Genomic DNA, 26,695 nt, shown 5'->3' with positions numbered 1-26,695 from the left:
CCGGAGACGGCATGCCCCGGAAGCGACGGCTGCGCGACCGTGTGCCCGTACGCCTGCGGCACCACTGGAAGCCCGTGGGGGCTCTGTGCGCGGGGCTCGCGGTGATGCTGTACGCGTTCGGCGACGCGCGCATCTCCCCGTACGTGACCTCCGCCTCCCGGGTCGAGGCCGACACCATCACCGAGAACGTCGCGGGGACCGTCGGGCTGTACGACACGTCGGTGCGGCACTCCGTGCAACTGGAGTACAACCAGACGGACTTCGACAAGATGATGAAGGAGTTCAAGAAGGACGGGACCAAGGACGCGATCCCGGCGGACCTCACCATCGACGGGGTCTACCTGAAGGACGTCGGAATCCGGCTCAAGGGGAACTCCACGCTGATGTCCCTGCGGGGCAGCGGCGGAATGCCCGGCGGCGGCCGGGGCGGTGCCGGGGGCGGCGGAATGCCCGAAGGCGGCTTCCCCAGCGGGATGCCGGAGGGAGGGATGCCGGAGGGCGGATTCCCCAGCGGGATGCCCGCGGGGGGCTTCCCCGGTGGTCAGGAGGGCGGCCAGGGTGGCCAGGGCGGCGACGCCCCGGCGCCGGAGGTCAGCGGCGCCCCCGCCCCGCAGGGCGCGGGGCAGACGGCCGGCTCCGAAGGGCGGACGGCCGGCGGCGGACCGGCCGGTGCGGGGCAGACCGATGGTGCCGGGCAGACCGGCGGTGCGGGGCAGGCGGGCGGCGGCCGGGCCGGCGGCGGGATGACGCAGTACAACCTGTCCGCCGACAAGCCGGAGGAGCTTCCCTGGCTCATCAAGATCGACGAGTACGTCGAGGGGCGCGCCTACCAGGGCGAGCGGGAGATCTCGCTCCGTCCGGGCAGCAACGCGCAGGTCCCCCTCAACGAGGCGCTGGCGCTCTCGCTGATCGACGGCACCGGTGAGCCGGCCGAGCGGTACGGCCTCTCGACCCTGAAGGTCAACAACCGGCCGACGGCCGTCCGGCTGATGGTGGAGAACCCCGACACCGAGTATGCCGAGGCCGTCGAGGGCGAGTCCGTGGTGTACAAGGCCAGGGCCGGCGGCACCTTCGACTACCAGGGGGACGACCCCTCGAAGTACGAGACGTCCTTCCGGCAGCTGAACAAGGTCGGCAGCCAGGACCTCGAACCCGTGATGAAGCTGACCAAGTGGGTGGAGAAGGCCTCGGACAAGGAGTTCGCCGAGGACCTCGACACATACCTCGACGTCGACTCGTTCGCCCATTACGTCGCGGCGCAGAACCTGCTGATGAACTTCGACGACATGGCGGGCCCGGGGAAGAACTACCTGCTCGGGTACGACCTGAACACCAAGAAGTTCTCGGTGCTGGGCTGGGACTACAACCTCACCTTCAGTGGGGACGCGACCGCCGGGCCTGACGACCGGATGAGCATGGGCGGCGGGCCCGGCGGCGCACCCGGCGGCCAGGGTGGTCAGGCCGGTCAAGGCGGCCAGGCAGGGCAGGGCGGCCAAGCCGGTCAAGGCGGCCAGGCACCCGAAGGCATGCCCGGCGCGGCCGGCGGCCCGGGAGCACCCGGCGGCGACGGCGGGGACGGCGGGGACACGGCCGGCGGCCAACGCGGCGGCATGATGTCCGGGCACGCGCTCAAGGAACGCTTTCTGGAGCTCGACGCCTTCGACGCGGTCTACAAGAAGGCGTACAAGGACCTCTACGAGAAGTTCTACGCCTCCGGCAAGGCCACGAAGACGCTCAAGGACCTTGCGGAGCAGGCCACTCGGGCCGGTCTCCCGGACAAGGACGTCGAGAGTGTGGTCGCCACCCTGCGCACCACGGTCACCCAGCGGACCACCGCCCTGGCGAAGAACAGGGAGGTGACCGGCTGACCGGTGGCGCGCCCCGGGGCGCGGAAGGCCCGCCCGCCTTCCGCGCCCCGGGGCGCGCCCGGCGCCACCGGGCGCGGCCACGCGTCCCGTGCCCCCGTGGCCCCCGTGCCCCCGTGCCCCCGTGCCCCCGCAAGCCGTGCGAGCCCTGTGAACTCTGGGAACTCTGCGGACCCTGTGAACCCTCACAAGTTCGCCCACTACCATCGCCGCGCACAGCGCGGCCCCGCCCGGCACGCGTTCCGTCCGTACTCCGCGAGGTGATCCTTCCGATGGGCGCGTTGTCGGCACGGCACACCGTCCTGGTCGTCGAGGACGATCCGAGCATCCGCACGCTGCTCACCTCCGCCCTGAACGCGGCCGGGTACAGCGTCGCGTCGGCGACGGACGGGCGGGAGGCCGTCGAGGGGACCGGCCGCTGCCGGCCCGACCTGATCGTGCTGGACGTGACGCTTCCGGACACCGACGGCTTCGCCGTGACGCGCGAGCTCCGCTCCCGGGGCGACTACACCCCGGTGCTGTTCCTCACCGCGCGCACGGACATCGAGGACCGCATCATCGGCCTCAGCTCCGGCGGCGACGACTACGTCACCAAGCCGTTCCACATCCAGGAGATCCTGCTGCGGATACGTGCCATCCTGCGCCGCACCGCGGGCTCGCCCCGGCCGCCGGCCGAACGGCCCCCGCTGCGGTACGCGGACCTGAGCGTCGACCGCGAACGCCACACCGTGCACCGGGCCGGCGAACCGGTCCAGCTGTCCCCGACCGAGTTCCGGCTGCTGGTCTGCCTGGTGTCCAGGCCCGAGAAGGTGCTGGAGAAACAGGACATCCTGCTCGACGTGTGGCAGTACGGCTTCGCCGGGGACACCCGCATCGTCGACACGTACATCAAGAACCTGCGCCGCAAGATCGACCGCTCGGGACCGCCGCTGATCCACACCGTGCGCGGTGTGGGCTACTGCCTGCGGCTGCCCCGCGAGGACGCGCCGTGAGCCTCCGGCTGCGCCGGCTGCGGCCCCGCTCCGTACGGACCCGGCTGGTACTGCTCTCGACCGTACTGGCCACGGTGGCGGTGCTGGTCTCCCAGGCAGCCGGGCTCGCGGTCATGCGGACCTGGCTCACCGGCCAGATCGACCAGCGCCTGACCCAGTTCCGCCCGCCGCCCCCGGCCGCCTACGCCCCGGCCCCGGGCAGGGCGCCGGACGGTCACGGACCCGCCTCCCCCGAGGAGGCCCTGCCGTCCGACTACCGGGTCTTCTTCTACACCTCCGACGGACGGCTCCGCCACGACTCGCTGGGCAGCGGCAGCGGCCGGCCCCGGCTGCCCGCCACCGCCTCCGATCCCGCGCTGAAAGCCGGACGGCCCACCACCGTTCCCGCCGCCGACGGGGGGCCGGGCTGGCGGGTGATCGCCGAGACGGCCCCGGACGGGCGCCGCGTCGTCGTCGCGCTCCCTCTCGGCACCGTCGAGGGCGCCACATCCAAGCTGCTCTGGTTCAGCCTGGCGATCGGTGTCGTGGTCGCCGCCGGGGTCGGGCTGCTGGGCAGCGTGGCCGTACGCCTGGGGCTGCGCCCGCTGGCCCGCATGGAACGCACGGCCCTGCGGATCACCGACGGCGAACCGGCCCTGACCGTCACCGACACCGATCCGCGTACCGAGACGGGAAGGCTCGGCATCGCCTTCAACACGATGCTCGGCCAGGTCCGCGCTGCGCTGCACCGCAAGGACGCCTCCGAACAGCGGCTGCGCCGCTTCATGGCGGACGCGGGCCATGAGCTGCGCACCCCCCTCACCTCCATCCAGGGATTCGCCGAACTGCTCGTCGAGCATCCCCGCCTCCCGGCCGCACGCCGGCGCGAGGCCCATGAGCTGATCGCCCGGAACGCTGAGCGGATGAGCCGCCTGGTGGACGATCTCTTCCTCCTGGCCAAGCTGGGGTACGCGCCCGTGGCGCACCGGGAGACGGTGGATCTGCTCTCCCTGGCGGCGGACGGGGTCGGCGCGGCCGTCGTCGCGCACCCGGGCCGGGAGGTGTCGCTGGCGCCGCTGGCCGGGGGCGGGCCGGACCGACGCGGCGGTGCACTCGATGTGGTCGAGACGCTCGGCGACCCCCATCAGCTCGCCCAGGTGATCGCGAACCTGCTGGCCAACGCCTGTGTCCACACACCTTCCGACGCGCGCGTCGAGGTGCGGGTCGGCACCGTGCGCACCGGCCCGGACACCGGGGGGTGCGACCGGCCGGGCCGCAGCAGCGCCACGGCGCCGCTGCCCCCGGGCATTCCGGCGTGCGTGGTCGAGATAGCCGACGACGGGCCGGGGCTGACGCCGGAAGCCGCCCAGCAGGTGTTCGAACGCTTCTACCGCGGGCCCGCGACCGGCCCCGGCGGTCCCGAGCCCGGTTCGGGCCTCGGGCTGTCCATCGCCTCCACCATCGCCGAGGCGCACCACGGACGGCTCGAACTCGACACCCGGCCGGGCTCCGGATCCACGTTCCGTCTGCTTCTGCCCCGGAGCGTCGGGGCCGAACCGGCCACTCGGCCGTGACAACGTTCGTCCAGGGCCTCGAACGGGCAGGCCTGATTTTGACGTTGCCATGTCACCTGTCCGCCAACAGGGAGTTGCCTCATGCCCCTCGCACCTCGACCGCTCGCGACACGACGACAGATTCTGGCCACGGGCGGTGCCGCCGCCGCGATCGCCTTCACCGGCGCCTTCACGGAACTCTTCGCGGGAACGTCCGCCGCCCGCGGTCACGCGGGTTACGGACCGCTGGTGCCCGACCCGGACGGACTGCTCGATCTCCCCGAGGGGTTCCGTTACCGGGTGCTCTCCCGCGAGGGCGACCCGCTCCGCTCGGGCGAGGGGCCGGTGCCCAGCAACTGCGACGGCATGGCCGCGTTCGCCGGCCGGCGCGGACACGTCCGGCTGGTGCGCAACCACGAGAACCGGGTGACCGCGAAGATCGCCGTGCCGACCGTCGAGGGGCTCACCTACGACCCGATGGGCAAGGGCGGCTGTACGGCCCTGGAGCTCGACGGCCGGGGGGTCGTCCTCGGCGAACGCGTCGCCATCGCCGGCACCGCGGTGAACTGCGCCGGTGGACGCACCCCTTGGGACACCTGGCTCACCTGCGAGGAGACCGAGGACAAGGCCGGCACCAACGGCTACACCAAGGACCACGGCTTCATCTTCGAGGTGGACGGAGCCGACCCGCACCGTACCGGCGCGGTGCCGCTGACCGCGATGGGCCGCTTCCAGCACGAGGCGATCGCGATCGACCCGCGCAACGGGATCGTGTACGAGACGGAGGACGCGTTCGAGAAGCCGTTCGGGCTCTTCTACCGCTTCCTGCCCGAGAAGCCGCTCGGCGGCACGGGCTCGCTCCGGGCCGGCGGCCGGCTGGAGGCCATGCGAGTGCCGGGCGTCCCCGACCTCTCCGCGGTCCAGGAGACCGGAACGAGCTTCGAGGGGATCGAGTGGGTCCCTGTACCGGATCCGCTGGCCGCCGGAACAGCCATCCGTTTCCAGGACTTCGGGCCGAAGGGCATCACCCACGGACAGAAGCTGGAGGGCTGCTACTGGGGCGGTTCCTCGGTCTACTTCGTCTCCAGCTTCGCGCACAGCGCGGAGGGATCGGCCGCCGACCACTTCGGCCAGGTCTGGCGGTACGAACCGCGTCGGCGCAGGCTGACGCTGGTCATCGCCTTCGGCCCGGACACGGGCATCCAGCTGCCGGGCGAGTCGCCGGACAACATCACCCTCGCCTCCGACGGCGGGCTGATGGTGTGCGAGGACGGCGGCGGGGCCCAGCACGTGTTCGGTCTGACGCGGCGCGGCGAGGTGTACGCGATGGCGCGCGGCCGGCAGAACATCGGGACGCCCGAGGAGCCGGAGTGGGGCGAGTTCGCCGGGGTCACGTTCTCACCGGACTTCAGGACGATGTTCGTCAACTGCTACACACCGGGGACGACGTTCGCGGTGACGGGTCCGTGGCGCTGACACCGGCCCGCTGATCGACCGGGGCGGCGGACGGACCGGACGTCCCCGCCCCGGCACCCCCTACCAGTTGGTGAACGCCCCGTCCGATGTGCGCAGATGGGGACGTTCGGCTGCGGTGGCCTGGTAGGCGCGGGCCTCTTCGCGGTCGATGTCGACCCCGATGCCCGGCAGTTCACTGAGTTCGATCCGCCCAGGCACGACCACCGGGCGGTGGGTGAAGAGCGCGGCGATGGCCGGTTCGGGGTCGGTCTGGTGCTCCTGGACCGACACGTTCGGGCAGGCCAGATTGAGCTGGAGCGAGGAGGCCGCGGTGACCGGGCCCAGCGGATTGTGGGTGGCGAGCTTGATGTGGTGGGCCTCCGCCATGGCGGCGATCTTCCTGGCCTCGGTCAGACCGGCCGCGACGCCCACGTCGACCCGCGCGTAGTCGATGAGTTCGCCCTCGATCAGGGGCCTGAACTCCCATTTGGAACCGTACTGTTCGCCCGCCGCCAGCGGTACGGCGGTGCGCGCCCGCAGCATGCGGTAGCTCTCGGGGTTCTCGCAGCGCAGCGGGTCCTCCACGAAGTACGGGCGGGCCGCCTCGATCTCCCGGCACAGCGTCAGCGCCTCGGGCGGGTCGAGCCGGGTGTGCACGTCCAGGATGAGCTCCACCTCGTGGCCCACCGCGTCCCGGACCTGGTGGAAGAGTGCGACGGAGTCGCGCAGGCAGCGGCGGGCGTCCAGGACGTCGTCGGCGTCGTGCGGTGCGGCGAAGCGCAGATGACGCCAGCCGGACCGGACGAGGTCCCGGCAGCGGTCGAGGAACCACTCCCGGTCGTGGTAGCCGTCGCCGACGTGCACATAGGCGGGTACGTGGTCGCGCACCCGGCCGCCGAGGAGTTCGTGCACCGGTACGCCCAGCGCCTTGCCCCGGATGTCCCACAGGGCCACGTCCACCGCGGCGATGGCGGCACCGAGGATCCGGTCGGCGGGGAAGAAGCCGCGCCGGAACATCACCTGCCACAAGTGCTCGATGCGCCGGGGGTCCTCACCGATGATCAGCTCGGCCAGATGGGCGAGTCCGCCCGCGACCGCCTGCTGCCGGGACCTGATGCCGACCTCGCCCAGGCCGTGGATGCCTTCGTCGGTGTCGACCACCACGAGCATCATGCTGTCGCCGTGGTCCGGCAGAGTCAGCACTTCCAGGCCGGTGATCTTCATGCCACTCCTCGATGAAAACGTTCCCGCAATTTCAGAACAGTTACTGAGGACGCATCATCGGCACCGATACCGCGCTCGCACAAGCCCCTTGCGCACAGCAGATTTTCATGAGGGAAACACTCTTGACACACTCGGGAACGTTCGCAAGTATCCACCGCATCCAGCAGGGTTCGGGCAAGGAGGCAGGCTGTGGCAGTCACAATCCGGGAGGTGGCGAGCGCCGCGGGCGTCTCGGTGTCGACGGTGTCCCGTGCGTTCACCGCACCGGACCAGGTCCAGCCGAGGACCCGGCAGCGCATCCTGGACGCCGCGGCCAAGCTGGGCTACTCCCCGAACCCGGCGGCGCGCAGTCTGCGGGGCGGCGGCACGGGGACGCTCGGGCTGATCGTCCCGGACATCGCGAACCCGTTCTTCCCGCCGATCGTCAAGGCGATGCAGGCCCGCGCCCGGCGGCTGGGGTACACGGTCCTGGTGGCCGACAGCGACGAGCGCGAGGCCGATGAGCTGGAGGCGATCGCCGCCGTGTCCAAGCGGGTCGACGGCCTGGTGCTGTGGGCCTCCACCCTCACCGAGGACCGGCTGCGGGAGCTGTCGGACCGGATGCCGGTGGTGGTCGTGAACCGCAGCGTGCCCGGCATTCCCGAGGTACGGATCTCCCTGTCGGCCGGCATCACGCAGACCGTCGAGCATCTGCGCGCCTACGGGCACCGCCGCTGCGTGTTCGTCAACGCCTCACGTGCCGAGCTCAGCCGGGGCAAGTCCATCCAGGAGTCCTTCGAGGCACTGGACCTCTCACTGATGGAACTCGGCCCGTACGAGCCCCGGTTCGAGACCGGAGTGCACGCGGCCACACTCGTCGGCGCGCACGGCGCCACCGCGGTGATCGCCCACAACGACCTGGTCGCCCTCGGTGTGCTGCACCAGCTGTCGAACCTGGGCGTCAGCGTCCCGGGAGACGTCAGCGTCGTCGGGATCGACGACACCCTGCTGGCCTCCGTCTCCACTCCGGGGCTGACCACCATCAGGATCGACCCCGAGGAGATCGCCACCCGGGCCGGCGATCTCCTCATCGAGACCATCACAGGCCGCACGAGCGGCGACCGCACGAGCAGCGGCGACGCACCCTGCGTGGAGATCGGCTCCCGCCTGGTCCCGCGCGCCTCCACGGGCCCCGCGCCCACCCACTGAGCCCCACCACCCTCCGCATCCCACGCGCGCCCGCGCGCCGAGCCGCCGCCCCCGCGTATACACGCGCGCCCACCGACCGAGCCATCCCCTCCGCGCCTCTCGCGCGCCCACCGACCAGGCCACTCCCTCCGCGCCTCTCGCGCGCCCACCGACCAGGCCACTCCCTCCGCGTCCCTCGCGCGCCCACCCTCCGAGCATCCGCTCCGCGCACCGAGCCGCCTGAGCTCCCCCGGCCTCCCGGGCTCCCGAGCCCCCGAGCCCTCTCCGTACCCTCTCCTGCCCTCCTTGGAGTAGAAATGTCCAGAACATCCCGCCGTGCGGCCGTACTCGGCTGCATAGCCGTGGCCGTGACACTCACCGGCTGTTCCTCCGTCACCCCGGGCAAGGCGGGCTCGGGCGGCGACCTCGTCCTGCGGGTCCAGGGCATGCCCCCGGCCACCGACAAGCCGGGCCTGGCCCTGTTCAAGCAGCAGGTCGCCGACTTCGAGAAGGCCAACCCCGGGATCCGGGTCAAGGGGTCCACCACCGTCTTCGACCCGCTGACCTTCTCCGCCAAGCTGTCCGGCGGCAGCGTCGAGGACGTCATCAAGGTCCCCCTGACCGAGCCCCAGCGGCTCATCCAGCAGCAGCAGGTGCAGCCGATCACCGGTCAGCTCCAGGCCTGGAACCACTTCAAGGAGTTCAACCCCCAGGTCCTCCGGCCCGTGAGCGACAGCTCGGGCGATGTCTTCGGCGTACCGCAGAATCCGTACGCCCAGGGCCTGGTCTACAACCGGGCCCTCTTCGAGAAGGCCGGACTCGATCCCGACAAGCCGCCGACGACATGGGAGGAGGTCCGGGCGGCCGCGAAGAGGATCAGCGAGAAGACCGGCAGGGCGGGCTTCGTCCACGAGTCGAAGGACAATCAGGGCGGCTGGCAGCTGACCATGCTGTCGTACGCCTTCGGCGGGGAGCTGGAGACGCGGCAGGGTGACACGTACACCGCGACCCTCACCGGCGCGGAGACGAAGAAGGCGCTCAACCTGCTCAAGGACATGCGCTGGAAGGACGACTCGCTCGGCCGGAACCTGCTCAACAACCAGAACGACGTCGTCAAGCAGTTCGCGGCCGGCCAGGTCGGGATGTTCATGGGGAGCCCGGGAACGTACCGGCTCGCCAAGATGCAGTTCGGCATGGAGGACACCGACGCCTTCGGAGTCGGCGCCATGCCGCAGTCCGGCGGCAACGCCACGCTGACCGGCGGCGACATCTACATGGTCCCGAAGTCGGCCGACAAGCGGCACGCGGCGGCCGCGGTCAAGTGGCTGACCTTCGCCTACGCCCAGCCGCAGTACAGCACCGCGATCGCCGCGCAGCAGGCCAAGGCGCTGTCCACCGACCCCAAGTCCGCGGTCGGCGTGCCGACCCTGCCGGTCTTCGACGCCGGGCGGCAGAAGCAGATCAACGCGGCCATCGAGCCGTACGTCAACGTGAAGCCGGAGCACTTCAGGCCGTACACCGACGGTCTGGCGAAGCTCGACCTCAAGGCCGAGCCGCCGTACCAGGCGCAGCAGCTCTACACGGCGCTCGATTCGGTCGTCCAGTCGGTGCTCACCAAGCGCGACGCCGACGTGGACGCCCTTCTGGCCGCGGCCGAGAAGGACGTCAACGCCAAGCTCTCCGCCGGCCAGAAGTAGTCCGCCATGAGTCTGCTCACGCCTTCGAGGCGCCCCGCCGCCGTACGCGAGGAGCCGCTGTCGCCGGACGCGGACCGGCGGAACGCGCCGCGCGGCGGGGCCCTGCGCAAGCAGTTCACCGCCTGGCTGTTCCTGGTCCCGACGCTGCTGGTCTTCGGGCTCTTCGCCTGGTGGCCGATCGTCCGCGGCCTGCTGATCAGCTTCCAGCGGACCAATCTCGTCGATCCCGCCGTCTGGGTGGGCCTGGACAACTTCCGGGCGGTCTTCGACGATCCGCTGCTGGGCACCGCCATCGGCAACACCCTGCTGTTCGTCGGCCTCGGTGTCCTGATCGGCTTTCCCGCGCCGCTCTTCCTGGCGGCCGTCATGTCCACAGTGCGGCGCGGCGCCGGGGTGTTCCGCTTCCTCGTCTATCTGCCCGTGGTCATTCCGCCGGTGGTGGCGATCCTGCTGTGGAAGTGGTTCTACGACCCGGGCAGCGGGCTCTTCAACAGCGCTTTGGGGGCCATCGGTCTCGGGCCGTTCTCCTGGCTGGAGTCGTCCGACAGCGCGATGCTCTCCCTGGTCCTGGAGTCGACATGGGCGGGCATGGGCGGCGCCGTGCTGATCTATCTCGCGGCCATGGTCGGCATCCCGGGTGAGCTGTACGAGGCCGCCGAGATGGACGGGGCCGGGATCTGGCGGCGGCTCTGGCACATCATGCTTCCGCAACTGCGCCCGGTCATCGGTCTTCTGCTGCTCGTGCAGCTGATCAACACGGTGCAGGTCTTCACCGAGCCCTACGTCTTCACCGGCGGCGGCCCGGAGAACTCCACCCTCACCGTGCTGCTGCTGATCTTCCGGTATGCCTTCCAGGACGGCGCCTACGGCCAGGCGGCCGCGCTCTCCTTCCTGATGGTGCTCGCCCTCGCCCTGCTCTCCGCGGTCTATCTGCGGGCCACCCGCAGCTGGAGCAAGTCATGACCTCCCTCACCACCTTCGTCTCCGTCAACGACCGTCAGCGGCCCGGCACCCGGGCGGCCGTGCGCTCCATCCAGGTCCTCACGCTCCTCCTGCTTCTGCTCATCGGCATCGGACCGCTCTACTGGATGGTCAAGGGCGCGGTGTCGCCGCCGACCGAGCTGACGACGCATCCTCTCGCCCTGTGGCCGGACCGGCCGCTGACCGGCAACTTCACCATCGCCTACCGGGACCTGGGCGTCGGCCACTACCTGATGAACACCGTTCTGGTGGTGGGCGGTTCGTGGCTGGTCCAGCTCTTCGTCTCGGCCACCGCCGGCTTCGCGCTCTCGGTGCTCCGGCCCCGTTTCGGCAAGGTCGTCTACGGGGCGGTCCTCGCGACGATGTTCGTGCCCTACACCGTGAACATGGTCAGCCTCTTCATGACCGTGATCGATGTGCCGCTCCTCCACCTCAACCTCGGTGACACCTACTGGGCGATCTGGCTGCCCGCGGGAACGAACGCGTTCACGGTGCTGCTCGCCAAGCAGTTCTTCGACGCACTGCCCCGGGAACTCTTCGACGCCGCCCGGGTGGACGGCGTCAGCACCCGCCAGCTGCTGACCGGAATCGTGCTGCCGATGAGCCGGCCGGTGCTCGCCGTGATCAGTCTGCTGGCCGTCATGCACAGCTGGAAGGACTTCATCTGGCCGCTGGTCGCGATCACGGACCCCGAGAAACAGCCGATCAGCGTCGCACTCGCACAACTCGCCACCCAGGCGCCGCAGGACCAGCTCATCGCCGCGATGGTGCTGGCCGTCGCGCCGCCCGTGCTCGTCTTCGCGGTCTGCCAGAAGTACATCGTCGCCGGGCTCGGTTTCACCGGCGTCAAGGGCTGAAGTCCGGCCCCACCTCTCATCGCAGCTTCCTCTACGGGACAAGAGAAAGGCACTGCCATGTCAGTCGCACGCCGCAGGTTCCTCCAGGGCACAGCCGTCGCCGCGGGCGCGGCCCTCATCCCGGCGGGGGCCGCGTACGCCGCGGACCCCGTCACCCTCACCGCCGAGGGCATCACGCTCGTCGGCCGCAGCGACGGGAGTGTGCTACTCAAGGACGCCGCCGGCACCGACCGTCTGGTGCTCACCCACTTCATGATCAAGGACAGTGTGCTGGGTCAGCAGCGCACCTTCGGCGGTACCCCGTCCCAGATCACGCTGGCCGACGGGCGCCCCGCGCTGCGGATCCGGTACATCCTGGGCGGCGGCGCCCCCGGCGTCACCGTGACCGGCACCTTCGACGTCACCGCGCACAAGGCGCATCTGAAGTGGGAGGTCAGCGGCTCCACCACGCTGACGCCGACCGGTTTCCTGTTCGCCCGCGCCGCGCAGGGCAGCGGCGCGACGGAGTCGTACGAGGCACTGACCGCCTGGGAGAAGGACGCCCGGGGCGGCATCCCGTACGAGGTGAACGCGGGCGCCGTCTACACCGAGTCGTGGCCGGACGCCACCGCGTTCGTGTGCGTCTCCTCCACCACCCCGGCCTACACCAACGCCACCTGGGTGCACGCCCCGGGCACCTCGACCGGCACGACCAGCGCCGTCACCGAGGCCGACATCGTGTTCGGCGGCATGCGGCCGCGCGGTGCGGGTGCCCTCGCGACCGGCCGGCCGCTGGGCGTGGAGGTCTGGACCGACCAGCCCTTCAACCTGTACAAGGCCGCCGGGCAGACCATGACGCTCAGGGCCCAGGTGGTCAACGGGGCGGGCTCCGACCGGAGCGTGACCATGAACTGGTGGGCGCGCGACTTCTCCGGCACCCGGATCGCCGGCGGCACCCTCTCCCGTACGGTGGCCGCCGGAACGGCGTGGGACGCGTCCTTCCCGATCACCTCCCCCTCCCAGGGCATCGTCTTCACCGAGGTGGAGGCGGTCTCGGGGAGCGACACGGCACTGGCCCGCACCAACCTCACGGTCCTGCCGGACTTCGCGTACCGGGCGGGCGACGAGTCGATGTTCGGCCTCGCCAACTACCCTTGGCTGCTCAAGCCGAGCCAGGACGCGGTTCTCGGGCTGATGAAGACGATAGGCGTCAAGCGGATCCGCAACGCCTACGCCGGAGCGCCCGGCATCGACATCGCGACCCTCGACGCCCACGGCATCGGGCACAACGTCGAGCTCAGCAGCATCCCCCTCGGCGGCACCGCCGAGCAGATCGCCGCCTGGGCGGACACCAACGTCGCCAAGGCGATCGACTCGGGCGCCCCGTACTTCGAGGTCGCCAACGAGGTCAACACGCCCTGGATGTCGGGGCGGGGCGCCGATGTGTACGTCAGGGACGGACTGCGCCAGGTCACCGACCGGCTGGCCGCCGCCGGCTCGACGATGAAGGTCATGAACGCGGGTCTCGGCGGCATGGACCACATCTGGACCGAGAACTTCCGCGCCGCCGGCGGCTGGGACCTCATCGACGCCTTCGCCATCCACCCGGGCCGGGGCAACTTCACCGCCGACTACGCGCCGCCGGTGGAGGACTGGACCCTGGGAACGACCGGCTCGTACTGGAACTTCCTCGGGGCGGTGCGCAAGGCTCGGGAGATCGTCGACACCTACGGCGGTGACAAGGAGCTCTGGCTCAGCGAGGCGTACGCCCCCACCAAGCCCAACTCCTGGTGGCACGACACCTACCGGCACGCCGCCGAGAACGTGCTGCTCTCGCTCGCCCTGGCCAAGTCCGAGGGGGTACGGGGCGTCAACTGGTACCAGCTGCACGACTCGGTCATCAGCCATCCCCAGTCGGCGGACCCCGCCAACGTCGAGTACCACACCGGCCTGATGAACCGTGACACCAGCGCCAAGCCCTCGCTGCTCGCGTACGCGACCGCCGCCCGTGTCCTGGACCGGGCCTCCTACGTCCGTCCGCTCGTCTTCGCGGACCCCGACGTCAAGGGGCTCCTCTTCAGCACGCCGGACCGCGGACCCGTCTCGGTCCTGTGGAGCCGCAAGGACGGCTACGTCCTCAACGCCGACCACGGAGAAGGCTCCTGGTACGCCTCGCCGGAACCCTGGACCGACACCTGGACGACGCGGACCGATGTCGTCGCCCACTCCGGGGCGGTCGCGGGCACGGTGACCGTACTGAACTGCATCGGCCAGGAGAGCACGCTCACCGCCGCCGGCGGCAAGGTCACGCTCACCCTCGACGGCGCCCCGCGCATCTACTACGGCCTCGCCGCCAACCCCGACTGGAAGTAGGAGCCTCCGGGCCATGAGGAACGAAACCGCACGTCACGACATCACCGTCGTCGGCGGCGGCCTGGCCGGGGTATGCGCGGCCATCGCCGCCGCCCGGCTGGGCCGCACCGTCGCCCTGATCAACAACAGGCCCGTCCTCGGAGGCAATTCGAGCAGTGAGGTCCGCGTCTGGGTGTGCGGGGCGACCGGGCACGGAAGGAATCACTTCGCCCGCGAGGGCGGCATCATGGGCGAGCTGTTCGTCGAGAACCAGTTCCGCAATCCCGACGGCAACCCGTACTACTGGGACGCCGTGGTGCTGGACGCGGTCCGCGCCGAGCCGGGCATCACGCTCTACCTCAACACCGATGTGCGCGAGGTGGACGCCGAGGGCCCCGAGGACGCCCGGCACATCACCGCCGTCACCGGCTGGATGATGGGGTCCGAGCGGCGGATCCGCTTCGAGAGCGAGATGTTCCTGGACTGTTCGGGAGACGGGCTCATCGGCCACCTCGCCGGTGCCCGGCACCGCGTCGGGCGGGAGTCCCGGGCCGAGTACGACGAGCCCTGGGCCCCGGAGACGGCCGACTCCCTCACGCTCGGCTCGACGCTGCTCTTCTACACCAAGGACGCGGGGCACCCGGTCAAGTTCGTCGCACCCGACTTCGCCCGGAACATCGCGGAGACCACCATTCCGCAGCGCCGCATCATCAGGTCCGGGGACAACGGCTGCGCGTACTGGTGGATCGAGTTCGGCGGCGAACTCGACACGGTGCACGACAACGAGCGCATCCGCGACGAACTGTGGGCGGTCATCCACGGCATCTGGGACCACATCAAGAACTCCGGTGAGTTCGACGCCGCCGGCATGACGCTGGAATGGGTGGGTTCGGTGCCGGGCAAGCGCGAGTACCGGCGCTTCCTCGGCGACTACGTCCTCCACCAGAACGACATCCTCGGCCAGACCGAGTTCGCCGACCGGGTGGCGTTCGGCGGCTGGTCCATCGACCTGCACCCGCCGAAGGGGGTGTACGCCACCGAGGACGGGGCCAGGCAGCGGTACGCGGACGGGATCTACCACATCCCGTACCGCAGCCTCTATTCGGTGAACACGACGAATCTGCTGTTCGCCGGGCGCGACATCTCCGCCAGCCATGTCGCCTTCGGCTCGACCCGGGTCATGGCGACCTGCGCCACCCTCGGCCAGGCCGCGGGCACGGCCGCCGCCCTGTGCGCCGAGGGCGGCTTCGCACCGCGTGCGCTGGACGCCGCCGAGCTGCAGCGGACCCTGCTGCGTGAGGACGCCTCGGTGATCGGTCTGGGCTCCTCGGACCCGGACGATCTGGCGCTGACCGCCGTGGCCACGGCCTCGTCGGCCCTGGCCGGGCCGGACGCGACGGTCCCCGGCGAGCGGTGGCCGCTGACCGCCGACGCCGGTCTCGTGCTTCCCGTCGATCCGGAGCTCACCGCACTCGACCTCCTGGTCGACGCCACCCGGGACACCGAACTCGTGGTCGAGCTGTACGACCCCGAGCTCGGACAGAACTACGTCCCGCGCCGCCTCGTCGCCTCCGCCACCGTCCCGGTCGCCGCCGGACCGGAACAGTGGGTGCGCACGGGGCTGCGCTGGTCGCCGAAGAGTTCCCGCAACGCGTTCGTCGTCGTACGGGCCTGCGAGGACCTCGCCCTGTACACCGCCCCCGAGCCGGCCCCGGGGGTGCTGGGCCTCACCCGCGTACCGCTGCGCCCGCAGGACGAGTCGCCGCAGCCGCTGCGGGAGTGGACCGACGCGGGACTGCTGCGCCGCACGTTCTGCCTGCGTACGGGAGCGAACGCGGCGTACTCCCCGGACAAGGCCGTGGACGGGTACGCCCGCCCGTACGCGGGACCGCACATGTGGGTATCCGAGCCGCTGCGGGAGGGCGGGGAGGAATGGCTGCGGCTGTCGTGGCCGCGGCCGGTCACCCTGTCGAGGATCGAGGTGCTCGCCGACGACGACGTCAACGAGGACCTGATCAATCTGCACCACCACAGGACCCCGTTCGACACGCTCCCCAGCCTGCTGCGCGACTACCGGGTCGAGGCGCGCCGGCCGGACGGCACCTGGCAGGTCGTCGCGCGGACGTCGGACAACCGGCGCCGCCGCCGGGTGCACACCCTGGACGGGCCGGTCACCGCGGCAGCGGTGAGGATCGTCGTCGAGGCAACCAACGGGGCGGCGTCGGCGCGTGTCGTCGCCGTACGCGCCTACGCATAGGAGCAGCAGGTGGTCACACGAGTCCTGGTCACCGGGGCGGCCGGGCGGATCGGCCGGGCGGTCCTCGCCCTGCTGGCCGAACGTTCCGTCGAGGCGAACGCTCTCGTCCTGGAGGATCCGGGCGATCTGACCGCCCGGCTGGTCGTCGCCGGGGACGCCTCCGACACGACGGCCGTGCGGGCGGCGCTGGACGGGGTGGACGGGGTGATTCATCTGGCGGCGATCCCCACGCCGGAGCGCACCCCCGCGCAGCAGCTCTTCGCCGTCAACACCCTCGCCACGTTCACCGTCCTGGAGGAGGCGGGGCTGGCCGGGGTGCGGCAGGCCTCGGTCGCCAGTTCCTGGGGGGTCACGGGCCTGCCATGGACGGCGGATCCCGCCCCGCACCCCGCCTATGTGCCGGTCGACGCGTCGCTGCCGTCGCAGGTGGCCGACGCGTACGGGCTGTCCAAACAGGTCGACGAGCTGACGGCCGCGACGATGGCGCGGCGGCACGGGATGAGCGTGGTCTGTCTGCGCTATCCGTTCGTCGGCGGGTTCGACGAGCGGCTGCGCGCGCACGCGGCGCGGCTCACCGAGCGGCCGGAGCTGGGGGCCCGGGACCTGTGGACGTATCTGGAGGTGCGGGACGCGGCGCGGGCCGCCCTGCTGGCTCTCGGCGTCCCGGGTCCGGGCGCGCACTCCGTCCATGTGTGCGCAGCCGAGACGCTCGTGCCGTTCCCCACGGAGGAGCTGATGCGCCGCTACCACCCGACGACCCGGCTGCTGTGTCCGCTGCCCGGACGCACCGCACCGGTGGACACCACGGTTGCCGAGCGGCTGTTCGGCTTCACGGCCGAGCATCTGCTCGACGCCTGAGTGAACTCCGGGAGGGGCTTCCCGGGAGAGGAGTGCCGCAGACGGAACCTCACCGATTGATCGGTTAGCTTCCGATAGTGATCACTTCTGTACGGAAAATTGCGGTGCTGGCAGCTCTGGGCACGGTGCTCGGAGCTGCCGTCGTCGGCTGCGGGAGCTCCGGGGACTCCCCCGGCCCTGCCGCCGCCCGTGTCCCGTCCGCCGCGCACACCCCGGCCCACGCCCACGCCACCGCATCCCCGGCCGCGGAGAAACCGCCGGTCCTGGCGCCGGGGCCCCGCGGCCTGACCCCCGTCCTCGAACACGGCCCGAACCGTACGGACAAGGTCGTGGCGCTCACCTTCGACGCCGATATGACGGCCGACGAGGGGCCACGCGCGGCGGCGGGTGAGCACTTCGACAATCCGGAGCTGATCGCGCTGCTGCGCCGGCTGAAGGTACCGGCGACCGTCTTCATGACCGGCCGGTGGGCCGAGGAGTATCCCGCCCAGGTCCGGTCCATCGGCACGGACCCGCTCTTCGAGATCGCCAACCACTCCTACAGCCACTACGCCTTCACCTCGCCCTGCTACGGACTGCCGACCGTGGAGAAGGACGCGATGCGCGGGGAGGTGGAGCGGGCCTTCGGGGCGATCAGGAAGGCCGGAGCCCGCCATGTGGTGCCGTACTTCCGCTTCCCCGGCGGCTGCTACGACGACGCCTCGCTGCGCGCGCTCGCGCCGGAGAAGGTGACGGCGGTGCAGTGGGACGTCGTCAGCGGCGACGCGTTCGCGACGGACGCGGACGCGGTGGCGGAGCAGGTGCTGGACGGGGTGGAGCCCGGGTCGCTGGTCGTCATGCACTGCACCCGCAGCGCGGCTCCGGTCACCGACGAGGCGGTGGAACAGGTGGTGCCGGAACTGCGGAAGCGCGGATACCGCTTCGTGAAGGTGTCGGAGCTGATGGCCGGCTGAGGCGTCTCAGCCCGAGCAGGCGGTGCGCTCCGCCTCCTGCCACGCACAGACCGGACAGAGCGTGATGCCCTTGACCGACTGCGCGTACTCGGTCGGCTTCCGGCACAGCACGCACTCGGCGTACGGGGGGCCCGCGGCGAGCGCGGGAGCGACCGGCGCTTCACCGTACGAGCCCCCGCCCGACCCGTTGCGCGAGTCGTGGCACGCCACGCCGTCCGGCGCCTCGCACGGCCCCTCGTACGGCTTGTTCGCGCGTTCCTTCGCCGGCTCGTTCATGCGGACGAGCCTAACTCTTCGTCCGTGGACCGGCGTCGGACGCGGCCCGGACATGGTGAGAGGGTCCGCGCAGTCCAACGGGGCCTGACGACGCGGTCACGCCCCTCCCGTACTCAGCCGCGTACCGAGGTGAGCCGGCAGGCGAGCGCGCCGGCGGCGGCTGCCACGGCGCCGGCCACGAGGAACGGGACGACGGGCACCTGGACCGTCCCGGTGCGCGAGCCGGTGACCAGTCCGGTGACCGCGGAGTTCGCGGGCGAACCGCTGGTCACCAGGGTGAGCAGCGCCCCGGTCACGGTCGCGGCGACCGACCAGCCGCGCCCGTGCAGCAGCGGCCGGGCGCACAGCGCCCCCACCGCCGCGCCCAGCAGCACGCAGCAGGCGGCGGCGAGCAGCCCGGCGAGGGCGGCGGACGCCGGCGGGACCCGGACGGTGTGGTCGGTGCTCGCCGGTTCGCTGATCAGCAGCACGAACGTGGTGGCGGCCGCACCCAGCAGTCCGGCGCACCCCAGCGCCGTGGACAGGGCCGCCAGGTGGGCCCGCGGCTGCCCGCCCGCCGCCGCGGCGACGACGGTACGGGCGGCGGCCGGTTCCTGGGTGGCGCAGACCTGGACCAGCCAGGCGGTGACGGGCAGCAGGGCGGCCGCCGCGAAGCCGAGCGAGTCCAGTACGGGCTGCCCCGCACGGACGCCGACGCCGAGGAAGGCCACGTACAGCACGACGGGGGCGAGCCAGCGCTGGGAGCGCAGCAGGAGGGCGGCGTGGTAGCGGATCAGCGCGGTCATGACGCCTCGCCGGGAGCGGCCGGGAGCCGGGCGGTGCCGGGGCCGCCCGGGAGGGCCGAGAGCCGCACGATGTGCCAGGGCGGGCGGGCCGCGAGCAGGGCGCCCAGCAGTGCGTCGGAGTGCGCGGCGGCGACCGTGAGCCACAGCGTTCCGTCCTCGGCGGCGGTCCGCTCGGGGGCGCCTGGCAGGGTGTCGGGCAGCGGGGTGGCGGGCGGGCCGGTCACCTCGATCCGGACGCGGGGCCCGGCCGTCGCCGCGGGCCGGCCGGTGGACACCAGCAGCCCGGTCCCCTCGACGCGCAGGACCGTGTCGACGGTGCCCGCCAGCCGGCGCGGGTCGTGGTCGACGAAGACCACGGTGGATCCGGCGGCGACCCGCGCCGCCACGGCCCGGTCCAGTTCGTCCCGGGCACCGGTGTCCAGGCCGGTCCAGGCCTCGTCCAGCACCAGCAACTCCGGTTCGGCCAGCAGCGCCTGGGCGACGGCGACCTTCTGGCTGGTGCCCTTGGAGAGCTCCGCCATCGGGGTACGGGCGTGGCCCGCGGCCCCGAAGCGGGTCAGCCACTCCTGTGCGCGTGCGGCGGCCTCGGCCCGGCGCAGTCCGTGGATCCGGCCGAGGTGGACGAGATACCCGGCGGCGGTGAACGGCAGGGCCGCCGGGAAACGTTCGGGGACGTAGGCGGTGCGCGGCCCGGTGCCGGTGATCCGGCCCTCGGTGGGGGCGTCGATCCCGGCGAGAAGCCGGAGCAGGGTGGACTTGCCGGTTCCGTTGGCCCCTTCGACGCGGACGAGGGCGCGGGCGGGCAGACCGAGGTCGACCCCGCGCAGCACCCATGGCCCGGCAAGGCCGTACCGCCGGCCCACCCCGTCCAGCCGCAGGGCGTCCGTACTCAGTTGGACGACGCCTTCTCGGTCTTGAGCTCGCTGGGCCGTACGATCACGAACCCCTCGCCGTCCAGACGCAGTTGGACCGCCTCCCCGGAGCCGCCGCGCAGCATCGAGCCGACGCTCTGCGAACGGTGCAGCGAGGTGTTCAGATGCGCGCTCCAGCCGACGACCGCGTCCGTGTCGACGCAGACCGGCTGCTGGGGCGAGACAGGGATCACTATGGGGTGCCCCTCGCACATCAGGCCGAGCTTTCCGTAGCCGGTGAAGACGCTGTTGAAGAGCCCGCCGCCGGTCATTCCGGCACCCTTCACGGTCTTGATCTCGTACGCGAGCGTGGCGTCGAAGCACAGGACGTTGCGGCCGTTGAGGGTGAGGACGTCACCCTGCTCCATCTCCACGATGAAGCAGTTGGCCGCCTCGTGCGCGAACCACGCCTCGCCCTGTCCGCGCACCGCCATCAGCGGCAGGCCCTCGCCGGTGACGGCACGCTTGAGCATGCCGCCGAGGCCCTGGCCCTTGCGCTCGAACTGGAGATCGCCACGGAAGGCGATCATCGATCCCTGGCGTGCGTGCATCTCGCCGTTGACCGCGTACTTGATGGATTTGGCGTTCTGCAGGGTCATTCCGGGGGCGGTCGCCGGCTGCGCCATGTGCTCGCTGGAGAATAGATCGCTCTTCATGCGGTGCATCCTCGCCCGGAGGATTTCATTCCGCCAAGAAGGAGTTCCGGGGCGCCTGGCAGACTGGACGGGTGAGCAGCAACGACACCTCCGGACCCCCTTCCGTTCCCGCCGCCCTGCCGGCGGACAGCCCCTTCCGCTCCGAGCGGACGGACCGGGACGAAGCACCTCAGTACGTACTGCCTTTGGTGGTGCACATCGAGAAGACGGACCCCCCGGCCCGCACCGACGCGCTGCGCACGGCCGCGCGGGCGGTGCTGGTGATGCTCTCCGACGAGCGGTCCGTGGGCGAGGGCGAGTGGGCGCAGGTGATGCGCGACTGGCAGGACGCCCGGATCCGGAAGGTGGTGCGCCGGGCGCGCGGCGCGGAGTGGCGCAAGGCCTGCGCACTGCCCGGGATCACGGTCACGGGCGAGACGGCAGAGGTGCGGGTCTACCCACCGGTGCCGCTCGACGGCTGGCCGAAGGAGCTTGCCAAGCTCCAGGTCTCGGGAACGGACCTGGACGACCCCGAACCGCCTGCCGCGCCCGACCTCGCCGGTCCGGTCCTCTGGCTGAACCCGGAGCTCGGCATGTCGGCGGGCAAGGAGATGGCGCAGGCCGGGCACGGGGCGCAGCTCGCCTGGTGGGAGCTGTCGGAGACGGAGCGCAAGGCGTGGCGCGAGGCGGGCTTCCCGCTCTCGGTCGCCACTCCGGACGCGGGCCGCTGGCGGGAGCTCACGGTGAGCGGACTGCCGGTGGTGCGGGACGCGGGGTTCACCGAGATCGCCCCCGGCTCGTGCACGGTGGTCGCCGACCATCCGGCGCTGCGCCGCTGACGGACGGGCGGCGGGCGTGAACACGTCGTTCACGTCACGGCCCCCACGTTCCGGTGCCCTGAGCTGCTGCGCACCCGTCCGGCCCCGGAACCTCAAGTCAAGCTCTGAACGTCTCCCTTCCCGGATTCACCGCTGCGCCGCGGGGTCATGACCCCTGCACGGAGCGAAGGAGGGGGACACCATGAAGCTGGGGACGGGGATCGGCTGGCGGCCGGAGATCGCCGATGCGGTGGAGGCGCTGCCGGGGATCGACTGGGTGGAGGCGGTCGCGGAGAACCTCTGCGACGACCATCTGCCCGCCTCGCTGGTACGGCTGCGGGAGCGCGGCGTGACCGTGGTGCCGCATGGCGTCTCGCTGGGCCTGGGCGGGGCCGACCGCCCCGACCCCGGCCGGCTCGCGGGCCTCGCCGCACGCGCCGCGCTGCTGGGCACGCCCCTGGTGACCGAGCACATCGCGTTCGTCCGGGCGGGCGGCGCGCGCACCGGGTCACCCGTGCTGGAGGCGGGGCACCTGCTGCCCGTCCCGCGTACGTGGGCGGCGCTGGACGTGCTGTGCGAGAACGTACGGGTGGCGCAGGACTCGCTGCCGGTGCCGCTGGCGCTGGAGAACATCGCGGCCCTGATCTCCTGGCCGGACGAGGAGCTGACCGAGGGGCAGTTCCTGGCGGAGCTGGTCGACCGCACGGGGGTGCGGCTGCTCATCGACGTGGCCAACCTGCACACGAACCACGTCAACCGGGGCGAGGACCCGGCCGGGCCCCTCGACGAGCTGCCGGTGGAGGCCATCGCGTACGTGCATGTGGCGGGCGGCGTGGAGAAGGACGGCGTCTGGCACGACACACACGCCCACCCGGTCACCGCTCCGGTGCTCGGTGTCCTCGCCGAGCTGTGCTCCCGCGTCGACCCGCCCGGGGTGCTGCTGGAGCGTGACGACGACTTCCCGCCGGCCGCCGAGCTGGCGGGCGAACTGGACGCGGTCCGCGCCACGCTCGACGCGCACCGGGGCGGTGTGCGGCCCGCACAAAAGGCGGCCCCGCGCCCCGCGCCCCCGGCCGCCGTCCCACGGCCCGACGGGGACGGTGGGGCCGGCGGGAACGCCGGGGCCGGCGCCGCCGGTGACGCCGTACGGGACCGGGTCGCGGTCGCTCAGACCTCGCTGCTCTCCGCCCTCGTCGCGGGCACCCCCGCCCCCGAGGGTTTCGATCAGCGCCGGCTCGGCGTCCAGAGCCGTGCCCTGGCCGCCAAGCGCGCCGATGTCGTCGCGAAGGTGGCCCCCGAACTCCCGGAGATCCTGGGCCGCCGCGACTACCGGGACGCGTTCCTCGCGTACGCCAGGAGCCGTCCGATGTCCGCCGGATACCGGCGCGACGCCCTGGACTTCGCCGAGCGGCTGCTCATCGCGGGCCACCCTGCGGACGACGCGGCGCGCCGCCGGCTGACGCACTGGTGGCAGGACCGGGCGGCCTCCAGGCCGCCCCGCCGTACCACCCGGCTCGTCCGGGCGGCCCGTTCCGTACTCGCAGGAAGGTGACCGGGATGAACACACTGGCCCTGGTCCTGTATCTCGCCGTGGCGATCTCCTCGACGCTCCTGATCGTGGGGCCGGGCCGTGCCCGCCACAGCCCCGGCGGGCCCGTCCACGACCTGGCCGAAGTGGCGTTCCTGAACGGCGGGCCCGGCCGTGTGGTGGACACCGCGCTGGCCGCGATGCTGGAGGACGGCCGGCTGGTCATCGGCGGGCCCGGGATCATCGCGGTCCAGCGGCCGGTCGCCCACGACCCGGTGGAGCGGGCCGTGCTCCAGGAGCAGGCCGCCGCTCCGAGCGGCGCGCTGCACACGCTGCGGAACGCGGTGATGCGCCACCCCGCCGTGCAGGAGGTCGGTGACGGGCTGGCCGAGCGCGGTCTGCTGAACGTGCCCGGGGCGAACCGGAAGTGGCGCCGCTGGGGCATGACGCAGGGGCTCGTCTGCCTGCTCGGCCTCCCGGTCTCCTTCGCACTGACCATCTCTCAGTTCGTCGGGGAGGACGACTACTCCGAGAGCACCTTCCCGTTCGTCCTCCTGGTGTTCCCGGCGCTGGCCGCCGGCACCCTCATCGGGTTCATCCGGGCGGCCACCGCCCGCGCCCGGATCACCAAGGCGGGGCGCAGGGCCGCGGCGGCGTTCCGTACCGCCCACATGTCGCGGACGGACGCCGCCCATCTGCTGGCGACGGCCGGGCCCAGGGCGCTGCCCGACCCCGTGCTGCGCGCACATCTGGTCACGGCGGCCCGGATGCGGCCCACGGGGTCGTCCGCGTCCTCGCACCACACGGCGGACTCGTCGGGGCTGCTGCTCGTGCCGGCGGTGTGGTGCGCCGGATCGGGCCCCGGCGACAGCGGCTGTGGCAGCTCCGCCGGCGGCGGAGGCGAAGGCGGTGGCGGCGGCGGGTGCGGATCGGGATCCAGCTGCGGTTCCGGATCGAGCTGCGGTTCCGGATCGAGCTGCGGCAGCAGTTCCGGGTCCAGTTGCGGCGGCGGGTCCAGCTGCGGCAGCAGTTCCTGAGCGTTCGCCGCCCGCGTCATGGACTCCCCGGCGCCCCGGGCCCGTACGTATCGCACATGACACCGGTGCGGCGCGCTCGAAGCGCGCCGCACCGGGAGCCGAACCCGGTGTCGCTGGAACGGCGGCCGGCACGGGGTGCCGGTGATTCCGCTGTCTGATCTTCCGGGTTGGGGTGGTCGGAACCCGCTCGCTACGCGAGCCCGGCCACCAGGTCTGCGACCGACTTGCGCCGGCCGGTGTAGAAGGGGACCTCTTCGCGGACGTGCATCCGCGCCTCGGAGGCCCGCAGGTGACGCATGAGGTCGACGATGCGGTGCAGCTCATCGGCTTCGAACGCCAGCACCCACTCGTAGTCGCCGAGGGAGAAGGAGGCGACGGTGTTGGCGCGCACGTCGGGGAAACCGCGGGCCATCTTGCCGTGGTCGGCGAGCATGCGGCGACGGTCCTCGTCGGGCAGCAGGTACCAGTCGTACGAGCGCACGAACGGGTACACGCTGATGTAGTCGCGCGGCGTCTCGTCGGCGAGGAACGCCGGGACGTGCGACTTGTTGAACTCGGCGGGGCGGTGCAGCGCCATGTTCGACCAGACCGGGTCGAGGCTCTTGCCCAGCCGGGTGCGCCGGAACAGGTTGTACGCCTCCTGCAGCGCGTCCGACGTCTCGGCGTGCCACCAGATCATCACGTCGGCGTCGGCCCGCAGGCCCGAGACGTCATAGGTGCCGCGCACGGTGATGTCCTTGGCCGCGAGCTGGTCGAACAGCTCCTGGACCTCACCGGAGTACGCCGCGCGGTCCGTGTCCGCGGGCAGCACGTCGCGAAGTTTGAAGACGGACCACAGTGTGTAGCGGACGACGTCGTTGAGGTCCTTCGCCTTCTTGCCGGCGTTGGGGGCCTTGCTTGATGTCACAGTCTCAGGAGCACTCATACGGCTATTGTCCCGCCTCGCTCCCTGTGCCCTGAACCAGGGTGGGGGTGGCGATGATCTCCCCGCCCTCGTCCCCGCCGCCCGCCCCCATGACGTCCCGGGCGATCTCGTCCGCGGCACGGTGGGCACTCGCGACGCAGGCGGGGATGCCGACCCCGTCGTAGACCGCGCCGCAGACGCGCAGCGCGGGCAGTTTCGCGACCTCCTCACGGATCCGGGCGACACGGCCGAGATGACCCACGGGGTACTGGGGCAGCCCGCCGATCCAGCGGGTGACCTCGGTGGAGACGGGCTTCGCGGTGAGTCCGGTCGCCGCGGTGAGATCGGCCAGCGAGACACCGACGAGCTCGGCGTCCTCGCGGTGGAGGTGGTCCTCCTCGCCGTAGCGGCCCACCGAGGTCCGCAGGACGAACAGGTCCGGGGCCGCGTCGGAGACCCACTGCCACTTGTGGGTGGAGAACGTGGAGGCCTTGATGGTGCGGCCGTCGACCGGGGGCACCAGAAAGCCCGAGCGGCCGTCGAAGGCCTCGGAGCCCGCCACGTCCGAACGCCGGAACGCCATGGTGATCAGGGCCATCGACGCGTACTCGACGCCCGCGAGCTCGGCGGAGGCGGCCGGGGACTCGGCGGCCAGCAGGGTGGAGGCGGACCAGGCGGGGGCGGCGAGGACGATTCCGTCGGCGGTGATCACCCGGGTGTCGGTGCGCACGTCCCATCCGCCGGCGGTACGGGTCAGGCCCAGCACGGGGGTCTCGGTGAGGATCTCGCCACCGCCCGCACGCACGGCGTCGGCGACGGCGCCCGGCAGGGTGCCGATGCCGCCGTCGATGCCCTGGAAGACCGGGCCGGTCAGCTGCCGGGCAGCGGCCTGCTCCTGGATACGGGTGACCCCGTCGAGCAGGGATCCCCCCTGCCGGGCGACCTCGAAGAGCTGCGGTACGGCGGCGCGCATCGAGATCCGGTAGGCGTCGCCCGCGTACACCCCGCCCAGGAGCGGCTCGACGAGCCGGTCGACGACCTCGCGGCCGAGCCGGTCCGCCACATAGGCGCCGACGGCCACGTCGTCACCGACGGCGGTCGGGGTGAGATCGCGTTCCTGCGCGATCCGGGCGAGACCCTCGGGCGAGAGCACGTCGCCCAGGACCGACGGGTCGCCCGGGACACCCATCACATGGCCCTTGGGCATGGGGCGCAGCGCGTCGCGCGTCCACAGCGCGGCGGTGGCGGTGGCGGGCGGCTGGAGCCGGTCCCCGATGCCGACGGCGCGGGCCAGGCCGACCGCCTCCGGACGCCTGGCGAGCATCGACTCGGCTCCCAGGTCGACCTGTACGCCCGCGACCTCACCGGTCATGAGCTTGCCGCCGAGCCGGCCGGTCGCCTCCAGGAGGGTGACCTTCAGCCCGGTGCCGAGAAGGCGGTGGGCGGCCGCGAGTCCGGCGATGCCGCCGCCGATGACGACGACGTGGCCGGGGGCCCTGTCCGGACGCTGTGTTGAACGCTGCATGCCCCCACTCTCTCAAACCTCATCCGAGTCCCGACCGTGACCGCTTCGAAACCGGCACCCCGAAACCGGGGCCACCCCCTCGTACGTCGAACCGGAGCCATCAAGCA

The 26,695-nt window shown here is 71.9% G+C and carries 22 protein-coding genes; 15 read left to right on the top strand and 7 right to left on the bottom strand.

Translation table 11 applies throughout. The features are described from left to right. Positions 1-11 precede the first annotated feature (11 nt). The 4 genes from ACZ4LX_RS19865 (at position 12) to ACZ4LX_RS19850 (ending at position 5,865) form a co-directional block, all read left to right on the top strand. On the top strand, positions 12-1,868 hold the full coding sequence (locus ACZ4LX_RS19865; protein ID WP_467646393.1) for a CotH kinase family protein: 1,857 nt from the start codon (positions 12-14) through the stop codon (positions 1,866-1,868). Positions 1,869-2,137: 269 nt separating this feature from the next. After that, positions 2,138-2,857, top strand: coding sequence for a response regulator transcription factor (locus ACZ4LX_RS19860; RefSeq protein WP_467646391.1), 720 nt, complete (start codon positions 2,138-2,140; stop codon positions 2,855-2,857). Then, positions 2,854-4,410 carry a sensor histidine kinase gene (locus tag ACZ4LX_RS19855; RefSeq protein ID WP_467646388.1) on the top strand — a complete coding sequence of 519 codons (1,557 nt, stop codon included), beginning with the start codon at positions 2,854-2,856 and terminating at the stop codon, positions 4,408-4,410. Before ACZ4LX_RS19860 ends, ACZ4LX_RS19855 begins: the two co-directional genes overlap by 4 nt. A gap of 81 nt (positions 4,411-4,491) precedes the next feature. Next, positions 4,492-5,865 (top strand): alkaline phosphatase PhoX, encoded by a 1,374-nt coding sequence (locus ACZ4LX_RS19850; protein ID WP_467646386.1) that lies wholly within the window; start codon positions 4,492-4,494, stop codon positions 5,863-5,865. A 60-nt stretch (positions 5,866-5,925) separates the two neighbouring features. On the opposite strand, the gene ACZ4LX_RS19845 is transcribed toward ACZ4LX_RS19850, so the two are convergent. After that, positions 5,926-7,068: a mandelate racemase/muconate lactonizing enzyme family protein gene (locus tag ACZ4LX_RS19845; protein ID WP_467646383.1), complete on the bottom strand. Its 1,143-nt coding sequence runs from the start codon at positions 7,066-7,068 to the stop codon at positions 5,926-5,928. A gap of 189 nt (positions 7,069-7,257) precedes the next feature. Between ACZ4LX_RS19845 and ACZ4LX_RS19840 the strand changes: the two genes are divergently transcribed. The 8 genes from ACZ4LX_RS19840 (at position 7,258) to ACZ4LX_RS19805 (ending at position 18,169) form a co-directional block, all read left to right on the top strand. Continuing rightward, positions 7,258-8,256 carry a LacI family DNA-binding transcriptional regulator gene (locus tag ACZ4LX_RS19840; RefSeq protein ID WP_467646380.1) on the top strand — a complete coding sequence of 333 codons (999 nt, stop codon included), beginning with the start codon at positions 7,258-7,260 and terminating at the stop codon, positions 8,254-8,256. 296 nt (positions 8,257-8,552) lie between these two features. After that, a complete protein-coding gene (locus tag ACZ4LX_RS19835) occupies positions 8,553-9,932 on the top strand; it encodes an ABC transporter substrate-binding protein (protein ID WP_467646377.1) in 1,380 nt (459 codons plus the stop codon). 6 nt (positions 9,933-9,938) lie between these two features. Then, positions 9,939-10,895 (top strand): carbohydrate ABC transporter permease, encoded by a 957-nt coding sequence (locus ACZ4LX_RS19830; protein WP_467646375.1) that lies wholly within the window; start codon positions 9,939-9,941, stop codon positions 10,893-10,895. Continuing rightward, positions 10,892-11,770 carry a carbohydrate ABC transporter permease gene (locus tag ACZ4LX_RS19825; protein WP_467646372.1) on the top strand — a complete coding sequence of 293 codons (879 nt, stop codon included), beginning with the start codon at positions 10,892-10,894 and terminating at the stop codon, positions 11,768-11,770. The genes ACZ4LX_RS19830 and ACZ4LX_RS19825 overlap by 4 nt, the downstream gene beginning before the upstream one ends. Before the next feature lie 57 nt (positions 11,771-11,827). Beyond that, positions 11,828-14,122, top strand: coding sequence for a hypothetical protein (locus ACZ4LX_RS19820; RefSeq protein ID WP_467646368.1), 2,295 nt, complete (start codon positions 11,828-11,830; stop codon positions 14,120-14,122). 13 nt (positions 14,123-14,135) lie between these two features. Further along, a complete protein-coding gene (locus ACZ4LX_RS19815; protein ID WP_467646364.1) occupies positions 14,136-16,358 on the top strand; it encodes an FAD-dependent oxidoreductase in 2,223 nt (740 codons plus the stop codon). Between the two features lie 9 nt (positions 16,359-16,367). Further along, positions 16,368-17,216: an NAD-dependent epimerase/dehydratase family protein gene (locus ACZ4LX_RS19810; RefSeq protein WP_467646360.1), complete on the top strand. Its 849-nt coding sequence runs from the start codon at positions 16,368-16,370 to the stop codon at positions 17,214-17,216. A 107-nt stretch (positions 17,217-17,323) separates the two neighbouring features. Further along, positions 17,324-18,169, top strand: coding sequence for a polysaccharide deacetylase family protein (locus tag ACZ4LX_RS19805; protein WP_467646559.1), 846 nt, complete (start codon positions 17,324-17,326; stop codon positions 18,167-18,169). 6 nt (positions 18,170-18,175) lie between these two features. On the opposite strand, the gene ACZ4LX_RS19800 is transcribed toward ACZ4LX_RS19805, so the two are convergent. The 4 genes from ACZ4LX_RS19800 to ACZ4LX_RS19785 form a co-directional block, all read right to left on the bottom strand. After that, complete coding sequence (locus ACZ4LX_RS19800) at positions 18,176-18,379, bottom strand: hypothetical protein (protein ID WP_467646555.1); 204 nt, start codon at positions 18,377-18,379, stop codon at positions 18,176-18,178. A 179-nt stretch (positions 18,380-18,558) separates the two neighbouring features. Further along, the gene (locus tag ACZ4LX_RS19795) at positions 18,559-19,230 is read right to left on the bottom strand and encodes an ABC transporter (protein WP_467646358.1); all 672 of its coding nucleotides are present in this window, start codon (positions 19,228-19,230) and stop codon (positions 18,559-18,561) included. Beyond that, positions 19,227-20,093: an ABC transporter ATP-binding protein gene (locus tag ACZ4LX_RS19790; protein WP_467646356.1), complete on the bottom strand. Its 867-nt coding sequence runs from the start codon at positions 20,091-20,093 to the stop codon at positions 19,227-19,229. The genes ACZ4LX_RS19795 and ACZ4LX_RS19790 overlap by 4 nt, the downstream gene beginning before the upstream one ends. 26 nt (positions 20,094-20,119) lie before the next feature. Then, complete coding sequence (locus ACZ4LX_RS19785; RefSeq protein WP_467646353.1) at positions 20,120-20,797, bottom strand: AIM24 family protein; 678 nt, start codon at positions 20,795-20,797, stop codon at positions 20,120-20,122. Between the two features lie 71 nt (positions 20,798-20,868). On the opposite strand from ACZ4LX_RS19785, the gene ACZ4LX_RS19780 reads away from it, so the two are divergent. The 3 genes from ACZ4LX_RS19780 (at position 20,869) to ACZ4LX_RS19770 (ending at position 24,159) form a co-directional block, all read left to right on the top strand. Next, complete coding sequence (locus ACZ4LX_RS19780) at positions 20,869-21,615, top strand: peptidyl-tRNA hydrolase (protein ID WP_467646350.1); 747 nt, start codon at positions 20,869-20,871, stop codon at positions 21,613-21,615. A gap of 181 nt (positions 21,616-21,796) precedes the next feature. After that, entirely contained in the window at positions 21,797-23,146 is a 1,350-nt protein-coding gene (locus tag ACZ4LX_RS19775) for an MbnB/TglH/ChrH family RiPP precursor modification enzyme (protein WP_467646347.1), read from the top strand. A gap of 5 nt (positions 23,147-23,151) precedes the next feature. Continuing rightward, entirely contained in the window at positions 23,152-24,159 is a 1,008-nt protein-coding gene (locus tag ACZ4LX_RS19770) for a TIGR04222 domain-containing membrane protein (protein ID WP_467646343.1), read from the top strand. Between the two features lie 190 nt (positions 24,160-24,349). Here ACZ4LX_RS19770 and hemQ read toward each other — a convergent pair whose 3' ends face one another. Continuing rightward, a complete protein-coding gene (gene hemQ / locus ACZ4LX_RS19765; RefSeq protein ID WP_148021503.1) occupies positions 24,350-25,084 on the bottom strand; it encodes a hydrogen peroxide-dependent heme synthase in 735 nt (244 codons plus the stop codon). Between the two features lie 4 nt (positions 25,085-25,088). Beyond that, positions 25,089-26,588, bottom strand: a complete 1,500-nt coding sequence (hemG, locus tag ACZ4LX_RS19760) for a protoporphyrinogen oxidase (protein ID WP_467646340.1) — start codon at positions 26,586-26,588, stop codon at positions 25,089-25,091. Positions 26,589-26,695: the final 107 nt, after the last annotated feature.

Source organism: Streptomyces sp. NPDC026062 (assembly GCF_055568375.1).
Note: the sequence above shows the minus strand (reverse complement) of the source record. Positions and strands in the feature narration are given on the sequence as shown.